Origin of the sequence: Desulfovibrio piger ATCC 29098 (assembly GCF_000156375.1) — a bacterium.
GTDB lineage: Bacteria > Desulfobacterota > Desulfovibrionia > Desulfovibrionales > Desulfovibrionaceae > Desulfovibrio > Desulfovibrio piger.
The window spans coordinates 67,107-82,362 of the sequence record NZ_DS996361.1 but is presented as its reverse complement, the minus strand read 5'-3'; the positions used below and the strand labels follow the sequence as shown (position 1 = coordinate 82,362).

Below are 15,256 nucleotides of genomic sequence, written 5' to 3'. Positions count from 1 at the left end.
CTGCCTACACAGAATATGCCTCATTCTCAAACTATTCCGCAGGAGACGGGACGTGGAAAGCATCTTTCTGCTCATACTGGTATTTCTGGCCATCCTGGCCGCAGTGGACCTTTTCGTGGGCGTCAGCAACGACGCCGTCAACTTCCTCAACTCGGCCATAGGCTCGCGCATCGCCAGCTTCAAGGTCATCATGGTGGTGGCCAGCATCGGTGTGCTGCTGGGCTCCACCTTTTCCAGCGGCATGATGGAGATCGCCCGCAGCGGGGTCTTCAACCCCGAGATGTTCACCTTCAACGAGATCATCATCATTTTCTTCGCGGTGATGATCACCGACGTCCTGCTGCTGGACGCCTTCAACTCCATGGGCCTGCCCACCTCCACCACCGTGTCCATCGTCTTCGAACTGCTGGGCGGTGCCGTGGCCGCGGCCCTCATCAAGATCTCCACCTCGGACATCCTGCTCTCCCAGCTGGGGGACTTCATCAACAGCCAGAAGGCCCTGGCCATCGTGTCCGGCATCCTCATCTCCGTGGTGGTGGCCTTCGTGGCCGGTGTGGTGGTGCAGTACATCACCCGCCTGATCTTCACCTTCCACTATGAACGCATGTACCGCCGCATCGGCGGCATCTTCGGCGGCCTGTCCCTGACGGCCATCTTTTACTTCCTGATCATGAAAGGCGCCAAGGGCGCGTCCTTCATGAAGCCGGAATACCTGGCCTGGATCAATGCCCACACCCTGCCCATCCTGCTGGTGCTGTTCGCGGGCCTGAGCGTGGTGCTGCACCTGCTCATGGTGCGCCGCGGCGTCAACATCTTCAAGATCGTCATCCTGGCCGGGACCTTTGCCCTGGCCTTCGCCTTTGCCGGCAACGACCTGGTCAACTTCGTGGGCGTGCCGCTGGCCGCCTGGGAAAGCTGGCAGCAGTTCACCGCCAGCGGCATGGCCCCCGATGCCTTCACCATGGAGGGCTTGCGCAAGGCCGTGCAGACGCCCACCTTCTACCTGCTGCTCTCCGGCCTGATCATGGTGCTGACCCTGTGGTTCTCCAAAAAGGCCCATCGCGTGGTGCAGACCTCCATCAACCTGAGCAGCAGCACCCGCGGCGATCAGGAACAGTTCGGCTCCTCCCTGCCCGGCCGCCTCATCGTGCGCGCCGGTCTGAGCGCCAACAAGACCCTGCACCAGATCCTGCCCCAATCGCTCTTCAACGCTCTCGAAAGCCGCATGCAGCCCGTGGAACAGGTCAAAGGCGCCCCCGTGCTGCCCTTCGACCAGGTGCGTGCCGCCATCAACCTGGTGGTCTCCAGTATCCTCATCGCCTCGGCCACGTCCCTCAAGCTGCCCCTGTCCACCACCTATGTGACCTTCATGGTGGCCATGGGCTCCTCCTTCGCCGACGGTGCCTGGAACCGTGAAAGCGCCGTCTACCGCATCTCCGGCGTGCTGGCCGTCATCAGCGGCTGGTTCCTGACCGCCATGTGCGCCTTCAGCGCCTGCGCCCTGGTCACCTGGGCCCTGTTCGAAGGCGGCAGCGTGGTGGCCGTCATCTTCATGCTGGTGGCCGTGGTCAGCCTGGTGCGCTCCAACTTCTTCGGCAAGAAGAAGGACGAGAGCAGTTTCGACATCGTGGCCGACAACACCGACAAGGACAGCATCCGCGCCAATATCGGCGCCTCGGTGGACGAAAGCATCGATACCGCCGTGCGCCTGATGCGCGAAGGCCTCACCGCCTTCCAGGCCGAGGACGAGAAGGTCCTGAACCGCTGCAAGAACGAAGCCGTGAACCTTTTCGAAGACATCTCCCGCTCCCGCGGTTCCTACTACCGCATGGCCCTGCGCGGCGGTGGCGACGATCTGGACAACGAGGCGCGGCATATCTACTACCGCATCTTCAACGGCATGAAGGAATTGAGCCATGAGCTGCGCTCGGTGCTGGGCATGTCCGCCAACCATATCGCCAACCGGCACCGCCCCTATAGCGGCGCGCTGGGCGATAATCTGGAGCAGATGCTGGGCATCCTGGAAGACGCCGCCCGCCACTTCCGGACCTATGCCGCGGGCGAAGGCTCCCGCGCCGAACTCTCGGCCTATGCCGACCACTGCTCTTCCCGCATCAGCAAGATCCAGATCGAACTCTTGCAGCGCATCGATACCGAAGGCCTGTCCATGCGCAGCAGTGACCTGTATCTGAACTACCTGCAGTTCGCCCGCGCCTTCATCAACCGTTTCACCATCGTGGCCCTGCTGGAACGCGACCTCAACGACGCCTGCCGCCGCAACGTCGCCCGCAAGGAAGAAGATACGGCTGCCGCTTCGGCCCAGGCCTAAGACCGGACACAGACGAAACGAACATCGACGGAAGGGGCTCCTCTCACATGAGGAGCCCCTTTCCCAAGCGCCTCCCTTTCCGGCCATTTTTTCAGATGGTACGGCATGCCCGCCCAATGGCAGACATGGCCGTACGCCCTCCCGAGGACAGTCCCGGAAGCCTGTCCGCCCATCGGGAATGACGAAGCCTCCGCATGGAGGGCTTTTTTGCGTCCTGCGGGCCACCGCCTGCCCGAAACGAGCTGTACGGGGAGAGCTCCACACGGGCCCATCCCAACCACCGGACATGCCTGACAGAGACCGGTGCACGCCATGCCGCCCCCCGGCCCGGCATCAGCCTTCCCTACCAAGGCAGCCCCCAGCCGGAGTATCCCGGCCCGCGTTTCAGACCGGCCAGCCTCTCCCTGCCGCTCCGGGCCTGCTATGAGGCAGCAACCGCCGGGCAGCCCTACGAGTCCCTCCGGCATCGCTGCCCGGTATCCCCAAACACGCCTTCACTTCCCGACATCCGCACAAGACGGACCTCTGCCGAAGAGCGTCCCGCCCTGCGGCGTACCTGCAGCCACTTATCAAAGAGCTCTCCCGACGGTCCCTTCATCGCAGGAAGGCCCCGTCCCATACTTCCAGAGGTATTCCAGCGGCCCGGGAGCAAGCGCGAGCGAGAAAAAGAAAAAACTCCGGCATCTTCTCTCCCCAGCTTTTTCCCTCCCTCCTTTTCCCGGCCCCATGACCAGACATGTCCTTTCCTCCCAGCCGCCAGCCAGCGACGGGGACCGGCGGCCCGACCTGAGGAAAGTTTTTTCGGGGATGGGGAGAGCACGAGAGGGGAAGGGGCAGTTTTTACAAAAAACGCCCCTTCCCCTCTCGTCATCCCCCTACTCCACGGCCTTTCCCCAACAAAAAAAGCGGGGCAGTGGCCTGCACCCGCTTTTACCGGAAAAACAAAGGAACGCTGATAGATTACTTCTTGTCGCCGCTGTGCTTGAGGCTCTGACCGTGCTGCATGAAGTAGACCTGCTCGGCCAGATTGACGGAACGCCGCCAGATGCGCGTCAGGGCACGCACCACCAGCAGGGTATGCATGACCAGCTGGGGATCGGGGCGCTTGCCTTCTTCCTGGCGCAGCAGCTCCAGCAGGCGCTGTACGATGCGCATCTCGTTCTGCAGGGCCTCGTCCTCGCAATTGCGCAGGGCCAGGGCTTCCTGCCCGTTGCCTTCGCGGAAGCAGTCCATGGCGCGCATGAAGGCCTCGCGGGCACGCTGCATCATGCCGCAGACCTCGTCCGCCAGGATGCGGCGCCCGGGCACGTCTTCCATGAGCACGGTCTGCTCGGCCACGGTCACGGCCTCGTCACCGATACGCTCCAGATCCACCACCATGCGCAGGGCGGCCACCACGAAGCGCAGATCGCCGGCCACGGGCTTGATGCGGGCCATGAGGCGCAGGCACAGCTCGTCGATCTCGTTTTCCAGGGCGTCGATGGCCGTATCACCGTCACAGACGGCGATGGCGCGCACGGCCTCGCCCTTTTCATAGGAGCGCGCAGCCTCTTCCAAAGCGATGTCCACTTGCGCATACATGACCAGCAGGCGCGTGCGCAGCGTGGCCAGCATGTGCTGGGGCGTGTAATCCTGAAGAACCATTAACCGAACCTGCCTGTGATGTAATCTTCCGTCTCTTTCTGGGACGGACGGGTGAAGATGACGTCCGTGCTGTCGCTTTCCACCAGACGGCCCATGTAGAAGAAGGCCGTCCGGTCGGAGATGCGGGCCGCCTGCTGCATGCTGTGGGTCACGATGATGATGGTCAGGCCTTCCTTGAGCTCCACGATGCTCTCTTCCACCTTGCGGGTGGCGATGGGGTCCAGGGCGCTGGCGGGCTCGTCCATGAGCAGCACCTGCGGCTCCACGGCCAGGGCGCGGGCGATGCACAGGCGCTGCTGCTGGCCGCCGGAAAGGCCCAGGGCCGAGGAGGAAAGGCGGTCTTCCACTTCGTTCCAGAGGGCGGCGCGGCGCAGGGCCAGCTCCACCTTCTCGGTGATGAGGTTCTCGTCCTTGACGCCGTTGACGCGCAGGCCGTAGGCCACGTTCTCGAAGATGCTCTTGGGGAAGGGATTGGGCTTCTGGAAGACCATGCCCACCTTCTGCCGTAGGCGCACCACATTGGTGCGGGGCTGGTTGACGTCCTCGCCGTCCAGCATGATGCGGCCTTCCACCCGGCAGCCGGGAATCAGGTCGTTCATGCGGTTGAGACAACGCAGGAAGGTGGACTTGCCGCAGCCGGAAGGCCCGATGAGGGCCGTGACGCCGCCGGCCTCGAAATCCAGGCTGACATCCTGCAGGGCGTGGGAAGCGCCGTAGTAGACGTTGATCTTCTGCGCCGAAAGTGCTGTTGCCATAACTACTCCTGCACGGGCGTCCGGGGGGCGTCCGCGCGCCTCAAGGTAAAGATGATGGCCGTGCTGCCGTCCTCGGCCGGGCTTTCCGCCCAGATGCGGCCGCCGTGCCGTTCGATCACATGTTTGCAAATGGCCAGGCCCAGACCCGTGGAATTCTGCCCGCGATGGCGCTCCACCTGATAGAAGCGCTCGAAGATGCGCGGCAGGTCGTCCGCCGGGATGAGCACGCCGTCGTCCACCACGCGGATGACCACGTCGTCGCCTTCCACCCGGCCCGTGACGCGGATGGCCGTCTCTTCTTCGGCATAGCGGCAGGCGTTCTCCAGCAGGTTGCGGAACACCAGCGTCAGCAGACGGTCGTCGGCCAGCACGGGGGGCAGTTTTTCCAGATGGCCTTCCAGACGCAGCTTGCGCTCCTGCAGGCGGGTCTGGCACAGGCTGCCCGCCTCATCGAGGGTGGCGGCGCATTCCGTGGGGCAGAGCTCCAGGGCGCCTCCCTGCCCTTCCAGACGGGCCAGCACCAGCAGATCCTCCAGCATGCGGGCCAGGGAACAGCTGTGGCGGTAGATGATGGCCGCAAAGTGCTGCGCCTGCTCCGAGGAATCCATGCTGAGCAGAGTCTCGGCATAGCCCTGGATGGCGGTCAGCGGCGTGCGCAGCTCATGGGAAACATTGGCCACGAAATCGCTGCGGATGCGTTCCAGCTGCATCAGGTCGCTGATGTCGCGGAAGACCAGCACCGCGCCCAGACGGGCATCGGCCAGCACAGGCAGGGAGATGAGCACCGAGAAGACCCGGCCGCCCAGATGCAGCTGCACCTGGCGCAGCGAACGGGGCACGTCCAGATCCTCGTCCCCGTTGCCGGAGGACGAGCGGGCCACCTGGGCGGAACGCAGCATGGCATCCACGGCGTCCTGCAATTCGGGCGAGGGGATCACCTCGATGACCGGGCTGCCCGCCATGTCGGTCACCTGGGGGAAGAGGCGGGCAAAGGCGCCGTTGCAGCGGCGGATGCGGCCCTGCGGGCCCAGCACCAGCACGCCGTCGCTCATGGTGTTGAGCACGCTCTCCAGCTGGGCGGTCTTGTCCGAGGCGATACGCACCTGCTCGCCGATGCTGTCGGCCATGCGGTTCACGGCTTCGGCCAAGGGGGCGAATTCCGTGCCCGGCAGACGGCGCAGACGCCGTTGCAGACGGCCGCGTGAGATGGCCGAGACCACGTCCACCATCTGGCCTAGGGAACGCCGCATGGCGCCGGAGATGAAGGCGGCCAGCACCACGGCCAGCACCACGGCCAGCAGGATCATGGGCGCGAAGACGTGCAGGCGCTTCTGGATGAGCAGGTTGACGCTGTCCAGCGGCAGGGCCAGACGCAGGATGCGCCCGTCAGGCAGGTTGCGGGCCGCGTAGGCAAAATTCTTATGTAAGGTGCCGCTGGCGCGCAGGGAATAGCCCTGCCCCTCGCTGCGGGCCTGCACCACTTCGGGACGGTCGCCGTGGTTGTCCATGCCCTCGGGCGAAACGCCGCCGGTCTCCGCCAGCACGTTGCCGTCGGCATCCAGCAGGGAAAGGCGCAGGTCGGGCAGGTCGAGCACGCGGGCCAGGACCTCCAGATCGTTTTCGCCGCGCAGCATCAGTTCGCCCGCCACGCGCGCCTCGCGCAGCAGACCGGTGCGTGCTTCGTCGAGCTGGCGCTCTTCCAGCCATTCGCGCGTCAGCCACAGGGAAAGCCCCGCGGCCACCGCGGCCACCAGCAGGATGGCCCAGAAGATCCGGGCCCTAAAAGAACGGAACATCCCCGTCATCTCAGCCTCTCAAACGGTAACCGACGCCGCGCACGGTCTCGAGCGCGGCGGCTTCTTCACCCAGTTTGGCCCGCAGACGCCGGACATGCGTGTCCACCGTACGGGCGTAGCCTTCGAACGAATATCCCCAGACCGCGTTGAGCAGCTGTTCACGGGTACGCACGGCGCCCGCATGCCGCATGAGGTCTTCCAGCAGACGGAACTCCGTGGCCGTCAGGGCCACTTCCTGCCCGTCCAGGGTCACACGGTGGGCCTCCACATCCAGCAACAGGGCCCCGCGGCACAGGGCCGTGCCCATGCCGGGGCGGCTGCCGCGGCGCAGGATGGCCCGGATGCGCAGCACCAGCTCCCGGACGCTGAAGGGTTTGACCACATAATCATCGGCCCCCAGGGTCAGGCCCACGATGCGGTCCACTTCCTCGCCGCGGGCCGTGAGCATGAGCACGGGGATGGCCGCCGTGACCGGCTGGGCCTTGAGCCTGCGGCAGACATCGCAGCCGTCCATGCCGGGCAGCATGAGGTCCAGCACCACCAGGTCGGGCAGCTCGGAGGTCGCCATGTGCAGGCCCCCCAGCCCGTCGGCCGCTTCCAGTACCGCAAAGCCTTCGCGCTCAAGGTTGAAGCGCAGCAGCTGGCGGATATCGTTTTCGTCTTCAATAACAAGTATGCGTTGCATGGAGCTTTCCTTTGCCTTGGAGAAGTAGTGCCTTTCCCATGCGCCAGCAATGCGCCTGAAAGGTTACAATTGTGTGACAGGGCCGTAAAAACCGCGTTTTTCAAAGTGTCTCCGCATCTTCGCCGAGGCGTCACATTTTCGTAACAAAACCTGAAGAAAAGGGAGGTGCTTCGGGATTGAGCCGAAGCAAAGACTTTTTTCCTTTTGAAGGAGCACTATCATGAATCTCGCCAAAACTCTGGTCCTTACCTGTGCCGCCCTGGGTCTGAGCGTGGCCGCCCACGCCCAGGATATCGTCGTCAACGGTTCTACCACCGTGCTGCCCGTCATGCAGAAGGCCGCCGAATCCTTCATGGCCGCCAACCCCGACATCAAGCTGGTGATCTCCGGCGGCGGTTCCGGCAACGGCATCAAGGCCCTGGGCGAAAAGCAGTGCGACGTGGCCATGAGCTCCCGCGACATCAAGGACAAGGAACGCGCCGCCGCTGAAAAGAAGGGCGTGAAGCCCGTGCGCATCGCCGTGGCCGTGGACGCCATCGTGCCTGTGGTCAACCCCGAGAACCCCGTGAAGGACCTGACCCTGGAGCAGCTTTCCTCCATCTACGCCGGCAAGGTGCGCAACTGGAAGGAACTGGGCGGTCAGGATGCCCCCATCGTGGTCATCTCCCGCGATACCTCTTCCGGTACCTTTGAATCCTGGCAGGAACTGGTCATGAAGAAGGAACGCGTGACCCCCGCCGCCCTGATGCAGGCCTCCAACGGCACCGTGGTGCAGGCCGTGGCCAAGAACAAGAACGCCATCGGCTACATCGGCCTGGGTTATCTTGACAAGAGCGTCAAGGGCCTGACCGTGGGCAAGGTGGCCGCCAGCGCCAAGACCGCTCTGGACGGCGAATGGCCCATCGCCCGCGAACTCTACATCTTCACCAACGGCGATCCCAAGGGCGGCGTGAAGAAGCTGGTGGACTACCTGCTGGCCGCCGACAAGGGCCAGAAGGACGTCCTGGCCGTGGGTTACGTTCCCCTGCAGCATTAAGCCCGCAGCGCCGGGCAGACGCTCCCCTTCTCCTGTCGGGGGCCTCTGCCCGGTCCCCCGCAAGGGGAAAGGGCCCGTGCCGGTCTGAGGGATCATACCGGCGTGCGTCCCCCTTTCCCCCGTTTTTCCGCTTTTTTCCCGCTTCCTCCAGCGGGCGCGTCCCGCAAGGAAACCTTCGGAGAAAACCATGTTCAGCTCTTCCCACGAGCGGGCCATCCGCATCTGCCTCACCGCCATCGCGGCCTCGTCCCTGCTGGCGCTGGCAGGTATCGTCATCTTCCTGTTCACCGAAGGCCTGCCCCTGTTCCGGCATGTGAGCCCGCTGGACTTTTTGCTGGGCGACCTCTGGTACCCCACGGAAGATCCCGGCCTGTTCGGCATCTTCCCGCTGCTGGTGGGTTCCGTGGCCGTCACCGTGCTCTCCTCGCTGCTGGCCGTGCCCCTGGGCGTCATGACGGCCGTGTATCTGGCCGAGATCGCGCCGCCCTTCGCCCGCCGCATCATCAAGCCCTTCGTGGAACTGCTGGCGGCCCTGCCTTCGGTGGTGCTGGGCTTTCTGGGCATGGTGGTGCTGGCCCCCATCCTCCAGGACGTGCTGGGCGCCGCCACGGGCCTCAACCTGCTCAATGCCTCGCTGGTGCTGGCCATCATGAGCCTGCCCACCATCTGCTCCGTCTCCGAGGACGCCCTGCGCGCCGTGCCCCGCTCCCTGCGCGAGGCCTCTCTGGCGCTGGGCGCCACCCGCTGGGAGACCATCGTGCGCGTGGTGGTGCCCGCGGCCCTTTCCGGCATCGGCACGGCCATCATGCTGGGCATGTCCCGCGCCATGGGCGAGACCATGGTGGTGCTCATGGCGGCCGGCGGCGCGGCCATGCTGCCCCAGTCCCTGCTGGATCCCGTGCGGCCCATGCCCGCCTCCATCGCCGCTGAAATGGCTGAAGCCCCCTTCCGCAGCGACCATTACTACGCCCTGTTCGCCACAGGCATCGTCCTGTTCCTGATGACGCTGGCATTCAACATGATCGCTTCCCGCATCGCCGAAAAACACCGCCAGGTGGGCTCGGCCAGCCTTTAAGGAGCCCTTCCATGCCTCTTGCCACACCCGACCCGCGCCGCCGTCTTTTCGTCCAGGGCGCCATGCTCGGCACCCTGCGGCTGGTGGCCGCCTTCAACGTCATCCTGCTGGTGGCCATCTGCCTCTTCCTGCTGGTGCAGGGCCTGCCCGCCCTCAGCTGGGAATTCCTCTCCACCCCGCCCCGCGAGATGATGACCGCCGGCGGCATCCTGCCCTGCATCGTGGGCACGGCCATCCTGGCCCTAGGTTCCCTGCTGCTGGCCTTCCCCCTGGGAGTGGCCACGGCCGTCTACCTGCATGAATACGCGGGCAACACGCCCTTCGCCCGCATGGTGCGCCTGGGGGTCAACAACCTGGCCGGGGTGCCCTCGGTGGTCTTCGGCCTGTTCGGGCTTTCGTTCTTCGTGACCTTCTGCGGCATGGGCGTCAGCATCCTGTCCGGCATCCTGACCCTGGCCGTGCTGACCCTGCCCGTGATCATCAGCACCGCCGAGGAGAGCCTGCGCTCCGTGCCCGACACCTACCGCCAGGCCTCCCTGGCCCTGGGTGCCGGCAAGGCCCAGACCATCACCCGCGTGGTACTGCCCTGCGCCATGCCGGGCATGCTCACCGGCGCCATCCTGGGCGTGGCCCGCGCCGCCGGTGAAACGGCCGCCATCATGTTCACCGCCGCGGTCTTCTATACGCCCAAGAACCCGGACTCCATCTTCAGCTCGGTCATGGCCCTGCCCTACCACATGTACGTGCTGGCCACTGCCGGCACGGACATCGAGAAGACCCGCCCGCTCCAGTACGGCACGGGCCTGGTCCTCATCCTGCTGGTGCTGGGCATGAACCTGCTGGCCATCATCCTGCGCGACCACCTGCAGCGCCGTCACCACGCCTAGAAGGTCTCCGCACCACAGACCGGTCTTTTGGGAAAGGGCCCTCTCTCGCATCGGCAGAGGGGGCCCCTTTCCTTTTCCATGGCTTTCCCGGCACGCGCTTTTCGCGGACCGCCACGCCGTTACAGAGATGGCTTTCCTGCGGCACGTGCTCCCCCCCTCCACGACGCTGGGGAAAGCCTGAGAGCCCCCGCCCCTGCCGTGCGGCACTCTTTTCATCTCCCGGGCAGGGAACCGCCTGCCGCAAGAAGTCATCGGTTCCTCCTCCTGTGCCCTGCTCCCGTGGGCCGCAGCAGGAACGCGAACGGGCCGGAAGGGAGATCCCTTCCGGCCCGTCATCTTGCCATACGATGTTTGCCGTCCCCAGCTACGGCAGCAGGGTCACGCTGCCTTCGTGCACGCTGATGCGATGCACCAGCACGCCCAGAACTCCGGCGATGTCCAGTTCCGAGGTATCCACGATGACGGCATCGGCAGCGGGGCGCAGGGGCGCCACGGCCCGGTTGCGGTCCAGGGAGTCACGCTGGCGGATCTGCTCGGTCAGCGTCACCAGATCGGCTTCCACCCCGCGGGCGGCCAGATCGCGCAGACGGCGCAGGGCCCGCACTTCGGGGGAGGCATCCAGAAAGAATTTGAAACGGGCGTCCGGGAAGACCACCGTGCCCATGTCGCGGCCTTCCACCACCAGCGGCGTGGCTTCGCCCATGGCCCGCTGGGCCTCGCGCAGCACTTCGCGCACCACAGGCACCGTGGCGATGCGGGCGGCCAGCATGCCCACCTGCTCGGTGCGCACTTCGCCGCGGATGGGCACGCCGTTGCAGCACACCGCGGAGGCCCGTCCCTTGCCGGACAGGCTGAAGGTCCACTGGCGGCACTTCTCGCGCAATTCCTCTTCGGGCAGGGTCTCCGCACCGGGCCCCAGCTTGAGGGCCAGGCAACGGAACATGGCGCCGGTATCCAGATAGGCCACATGCAGGCTCTCGGCCAGCTGCTGGGCCAGCGTGGTCTTGCCCACACCGGCGGGGCCGTCCAGGGTCACCACAGGCAGGGTCGTCTTCATCCCCGCACCTCCTGCATCCACTGTTTCATGGCCTCCAGGAAGGCCGTGTTCTCTTCGTCGCTGCCCACGCTCACGCGCAGATGTTCGGGCAGGCTGTAGCTCTTGAGCGGCCGGATGATGATGCCGCGTTGCAGCAGGGCCTCGAAGCAGGCCGCCGCCGTGCCGCAGCCCTCGGGCAGCTGCATCATGATGAAATTGGCGGCGCTGGGCCACACCGTGCAGTCCAGGGCGCGCAGGCCTTCGGTCAGGCGACGGCGACCGGCGCGCACGCATTCCAGCGTGGCGGCCCGGAAGGTGCTGTCCTGCAGCACGGCGATACCGGCCTCTTCGGCCAGGATGTTGACCGAGAACGGCAGGCGGGCCCGCCAGTAATACTGGGCCAGCTCGGCCGGCAGGATGCCGTAGCCCAGACGCAGCCCGGCCAGACCGTAGCTTTTGGAGAAGGTGCGCATGATGGCCACGTTGTCCGGGATGTCGCCCGAGGCCAGCAGGGAGAAGCGGGCCTCGTCCTCGGGACTGTCGCCCGCAAAGTCCATGTAGGCTTCGTCCACCACCAGCAGGCAGTGGGGGAAGCGCTCGCCAAGACGCTGCGCCAGGCGGCGCACGTCGGCCAGCGGCGGGCAGTAGCCGGAGGGATTGTCCGGCGTGGTCACGAAGACCAGACGGGTGTCATCGTCCACCAGGGCGAAGAGCGCGTCGAGGTCGAAACTGAAATCCGCATTGAGGGGATGGCGGCGCACTTCCACGCCGCAGACCTGCGCCTGAATGGGATAGATGCTGAAGCAGGGCTCGAAGCAGACCACGGAATGCTTGCCCGGCACCAGGAGCATGCGAATCAGCATGTCGATGATCTCGTCCGAACCGTTGCCCACCACCACCTGGTCGGGGCTGACGCCGTGCGTACGGGCCAGGGCCGCCACCAGACGGGGGTTGCCGCCCTGGGGATAGCGGAAGGCTGTCCCGGCGTGCAGGCCCAGGGCCTCCTTCACCAGGGGCGAGACGCCCAGGGGATTCTCGTTGCTGGCCATTTTGACGACCTTGGACAGGCCGTATTTCTCCTGAATTTCGGCAATGGACATGCCGGGAACATAGGCGCTCAGGGCGGCTATTTCCGGGCGCACGGCGCAGGTGTACATACAGACTCCAGATGCAAAGAAAAAAGGGCCGCCGCAAGTGCGGCGGCCCGAGAAACCGTTGTCAGTTCCCGGTCCGGCCGGGACTTACCTGTTGGGGCGAACGGTCAGCACAGGCATGGACGCGTTCTTGACGACCTTTTCAGCCACGGAGCCGAAGAGGATGCGGTCGATGCCCTTGCGGCCGTGGGTACCCATGACGATGAGGTCGGCGCCTTCGTCATTGGCACGGGTCAGGATCTCTTCGGCGGCGTAGCCGATGAGCACCTGGCCCTTGGCTTCCACGCCGGGGAAGTTCTCGGCCACGAAAGCGTCCATGGACTTTTCAGCGCCGGAGACGATCTCGCCCACGAAGTTCTCGATGGTGTTGGGCGGCACATGGAAGCCCACATACTGGCTCAGCGAGGGAGCCGTGTAGACGACGATGATGCTGGCCCCCAGGCCCTTGGCCAGCATGGTGGCGTACTCTGCCACGGCCGCGCTGTGTTCGGAAAGGTCAACCGCGCAAAGAATCTTCTTGATTTCCTTCATGGTACGCTCCATTACCGCCCAAACGGACAGAAGTAAAATGTTGAAAATCCAGTTCCATCAGGAAAGGGGGGATGGCCCTTTCCTCCGCCGTGCGCCCGGAAATAGCCGCCCTGAGCGCCTATGTTCCCGGCATGTCCATAATGTAAGGACTTTCCCTGCACAAGACAAGGCCTTTTCTCCAATTTGTGCTAAAAAGCACAAACTTTTCCCTATTCCTTGTCCTTGCGGCGCGGCCCGTTCTTGTGGCGGCAGGTCAGGCTCTCCACATCGATGCGCAGGATGTTCACCCGGGCCAGGGCGGCATCGGGCGTGGGACGCGGGCAGCGCGCATCGAAGCGCAGGCTGATGGCGTCCAGGGCCCGGCGCTTCTCTTCCGTATCGGTCACTTCGCTCACCCGGCCGGTACCGCAAAGGCTGCGGAAGTGGGTGGTGGACTTTTCGCGGATGATGCACACGTCCACCGCCGTGGAAAAGCCCACCCGGCCATCCCGGCGCAGCACGTCGATCTTGCGCCCTTCCAGCGCGCAATGGATGTAGATGTGCCCATCCAGCCAGACATGGTTGAAGGGCAGCACATAGGGGAAATCCCCTGTCTGGAAGGCCACGTACAGCGATTCCGCCTTGTTGAGGATCTCGCCGGGCAGGGCCGGATCATCGCTCAGTTCCACGCGGCTCACGATCTTTTCCATGATGTTTTCTCCTCCCCTTACAGGATAACGGGCCCGCGGGCTCAGGACAAGCGTCCCGTCCCGGCGGACCAGGCAAAAAAGTGGCCGCCGTCCACTTCCCCGGCGGCATCGGCCCCGGGCAGGGGCAGGCCCTGACGGCAGCAGTCCCAGCAGCGCACCAGCGCCTGCCGGTCCGCCCCATCGGGATGGCGGGCGGCCTCGGCCAGACGGGCTGCGCGGGCGGGCGTCATGGGATGGTGCCCCGGCTTGCCCGCCAGCGCCACCAGGCGCGGGTTGACCCGCCCCTGGCACAAGAATCCGCCCAGTACCTCGTTGCCGTTGTCCTGCAACAGGCGGCGGGCCACCGCAAGACACTGGCGGGAATGTTCCGAGCCGGGACGTGTGCCGTGGGTGCCGAAAAAAAAGATGCGTTTGCCGCGTATGCCCTGCCACAAGCGCAGGCTGCGGCTGTCGGGCAGGCCGCGGCGCACCCAGAAGCCCAGGAGCAGAGTCCCGGCATGATCGAGCAGCGGCGGATGCCCCGCGGGGAACACGGGGGCCCCGGTGGCGTCGGCAAGGGCATCAGCCAAAGAACGGGTATTGCCGGTGGTGCTGGAGCAAAGGATGCACAGCGGCAAGGAAAGCTGGGGGATGATGTCTGTCATGGCTATCTGTGATACTGTATGCCGCCCTTTGTCAGGCCTGCGCCGCGGCATCACCGGAGCGCGACGCACAGTGGCGGGAGCGTCATGCAAAAAGGCACGGCCGAAGGCCGGGCCTGCCTGCGGCCCTCATCTATGCCGCATAGGGGCAGGCCCGTAAAGGCCGGAGCGAAAAACACGGCCGGAAAGCCGCTAGTCCTGGGCCCGGCGCTCCAGGGCCGCCATGTCCAGCAGTTCCACCCGCCGCCGCTCCAGGCGGATGGCGCCTTCCCGGGCCAGCTTGTTGAGTTCCCTGCTCAGGCTCTCGCGGCTCAGGCCCAGCAAGCGGGCCATGAGCTCCCGGGTACCGGGCAGTTTCAGCTGGCGGCGGCCCTCCTCCATGCGGGAGCGGTGCAGCAGCCATCCGGCCACCCGGCGGGAGACCGAGATCACGCCCTGCGAGCCGGCCACCTTGTTGACGAACAGACGCTGCCGGGCCGCCAGCACCTGCAGGAGCCAGCGGGCCAGCCGGGGATTCTCGTCCAGCAGCCTGTCCATGGTGGCCCGCTCCAGCCAGAGCAGGCGTCCCGGCCCCAAAGCCACGGCCGTGGCGGGCAGGGGGGCCTCGTAGAACAGGGCCCCCGGATCGGGGAAGGCCCCGCCACGGGTCAGGTGCAGGACATATTCCCTGCCCTGCGGCCCCATCTTGACCAGTTTCACCTCACCGGACAAGACGAAGGGCACATGGCGTATCTCGTCCCCTTCACGGAACAGCACATCGCCCGCCCGCATCTCGGCCAGACGGCCCGTGTCCAGCACAAGGCCGGTCTGCCTTTCGTCCAGCCAGCGGCCCAGCGGACTGTGGCGCAGGGCATCCCGCAGGCTCTGGGGATCGGTGGGGCGGTCCCCTTTTTTCCGGTCCATGCGCGACCTCCATGAAAGCTTCGCCCCTGCGGGGCAGGGGCAGGAAAAACGACCGGACGGGGCAGCGGCCCCGCCGGGCCCAAAAACACAGGGGA

General features: G+C 65.4%; 14 protein-coding genes. 4 read left to right on the top strand and 10 right to left on the bottom strand.

The window, feature by feature from the left end; all coding sequences use genetic code 11:
- Nucleotides 1-52: 52 nt before the first annotated feature.
- A complete protein-coding gene (locus tag DESPIG_RS12065) occupies nucleotides 53-2,329 on the top strand; it encodes an inorganic phosphate transporter (RefSeq protein WP_006009180.1) in 2,277 nt (758 codons plus the stop codon).
- 960 nt (nucleotides 2,330-3,289) lie between these two features.
- On the opposite strand, the gene DESPIG_RS12060 is transcribed toward DESPIG_RS12065, so the two are convergent.
- Genes DESPIG_RS12060 through DESPIG_RS12045 form a run of 4 tightly spaced genes read right to left on the bottom strand, consistent with a single transcriptional unit; the run spans nucleotide 3,290 to nucleotide 7,209 of the window.
- On the bottom strand, nucleotides 3,290-3,973 hold the full coding sequence (locus DESPIG_RS12060) for a phosphate signaling complex PhoU family protein (protein ID WP_006009178.1): 684 nt from the start codon (nucleotides 3,971-3,973) through the stop codon (nucleotides 3,290-3,292).
- Nucleotides 3,973-4,728 carry a phosphate ABC transporter ATP-binding protein PstB gene (gene pstB / locus DESPIG_RS12055; protein ID WP_006009177.1) on the bottom strand — a complete coding sequence of 252 codons (756 nt, stop codon included), beginning with the start codon at nucleotides 4,726-4,728 and terminating at the stop codon, nucleotides 3,973-3,975. Before pstB ends, DESPIG_RS12060 begins: the two co-directional genes overlap by 1 nt.
- 2 nt (nucleotides 4,729-4,730) lie before the next feature.
- Complete coding sequence (locus DESPIG_RS12050; RefSeq protein ID WP_147588969.1) at nucleotides 4,731-6,524, bottom strand: ATP-binding protein; 1,794 nt, start codon at nucleotides 6,522-6,524, stop codon at nucleotides 4,731-4,733.
- Between the two features lie 10 nt (nucleotides 6,525-6,534).
- Nucleotides 6,535-7,209, bottom strand: a complete 675-nt coding sequence (locus DESPIG_RS12045) for a response regulator (RefSeq protein ID WP_006009175.1) — start codon at nucleotides 7,207-7,209, stop codon at nucleotides 6,535-6,537.
- A gap of 220 nt (nucleotides 7,210-7,429) precedes the next feature.
- On the opposite strand from DESPIG_RS12045, the gene DESPIG_RS12040 reads away from it, so the two are divergent.
- The 3 genes from DESPIG_RS12040 (at nucleotide 7,430) to pstA (ending at nucleotide 10,207) form a co-directional block, all read left to right on the top strand.
- Entirely contained in the window at nucleotides 7,430-8,245 is an 816-nt protein-coding gene (locus tag DESPIG_RS12040) for a PstS family phosphate ABC transporter substrate-binding protein (protein ID WP_006009174.1), read from the top strand.
- Nucleotides 8,246-8,432: 187 nt separating this feature from the next.
- The gene (pstC, locus tag DESPIG_RS12035; protein ID WP_006009173.1) at nucleotides 8,433-9,320 is read left to right on the top strand and encodes a phosphate ABC transporter permease subunit PstC; all 888 of its coding nucleotides are present in this window, start codon (nucleotides 8,433-8,435) and stop codon (nucleotides 9,318-9,320) included.
- Nucleotides 9,321-9,331: 11 nt separating this feature from the next.
- Entirely contained in the window at nucleotides 9,332-10,207 is an 876-nt protein-coding gene (pstA, locus tag DESPIG_RS12030) for a phosphate ABC transporter permease PstA (protein WP_006009171.1), read from the top strand.
- Between the two features lie 364 nt (nucleotides 10,208-10,571).
- Here the strand turns inward: pstA and cmk are convergent, their stop codons facing one another.
- The 6 genes from cmk to DESPIG_RS12000 form a co-directional block, all read right to left on the bottom strand.
- The gene (cmk, locus tag DESPIG_RS12025) at nucleotides 10,572-11,264 is read right to left on the bottom strand and encodes a (d)CMP kinase (RefSeq protein WP_006009170.1); all 693 of its coding nucleotides are present in this window, start codon (nucleotides 11,262-11,264) and stop codon (nucleotides 10,572-10,574) included.
- The gene (gene hisC, locus DESPIG_RS12020) at nucleotides 11,261-12,400 is read right to left on the bottom strand and encodes a histidinol-phosphate transaminase (RefSeq protein ID WP_006009168.1); all 1,140 of its coding nucleotides are present in this window, start codon (nucleotides 12,398-12,400) and stop codon (nucleotides 11,261-11,263) included. Before hisC ends, cmk begins: the two co-directional genes overlap by 4 nt.
- A gap of 84 nt (nucleotides 12,401-12,484) precedes the next feature.
- Nucleotides 12,485-12,928, bottom strand: a complete 444-nt coding sequence (locus tag DESPIG_RS12015) for a universal stress protein (protein WP_040370153.1) — start codon at nucleotides 12,926-12,928, stop codon at nucleotides 12,485-12,487.
- 209 nt (nucleotides 12,929-13,137) lie between these two features.
- The gene (locus tag DESPIG_RS12010) at nucleotides 13,138-13,617 is read right to left on the bottom strand and encodes a pyridoxamine 5'-phosphate oxidase family protein (protein WP_006009161.1); all 480 of its coding nucleotides are present in this window, start codon (nucleotides 13,615-13,617) and stop codon (nucleotides 13,138-13,140) included.
- A gap of 41 nt (nucleotides 13,618-13,658) precedes the next feature.
- Complete coding sequence (locus DESPIG_RS12005) at nucleotides 13,659-14,261, bottom strand: flavodoxin family protein (RefSeq protein ID WP_006009159.1); 603 nt, start codon at nucleotides 14,259-14,261, stop codon at nucleotides 13,659-13,661.
- A 189-nt stretch (nucleotides 14,262-14,450) separates the two neighbouring features.
- Entirely contained in the window at nucleotides 14,451-15,161 is a 711-nt protein-coding gene (locus tag DESPIG_RS12000; protein WP_006009155.1) for a Crp/Fnr family transcriptional regulator, read from the bottom strand.
- Between the last annotated feature and the right edge of the window lie 95 nt (nucleotides 15,162-15,256).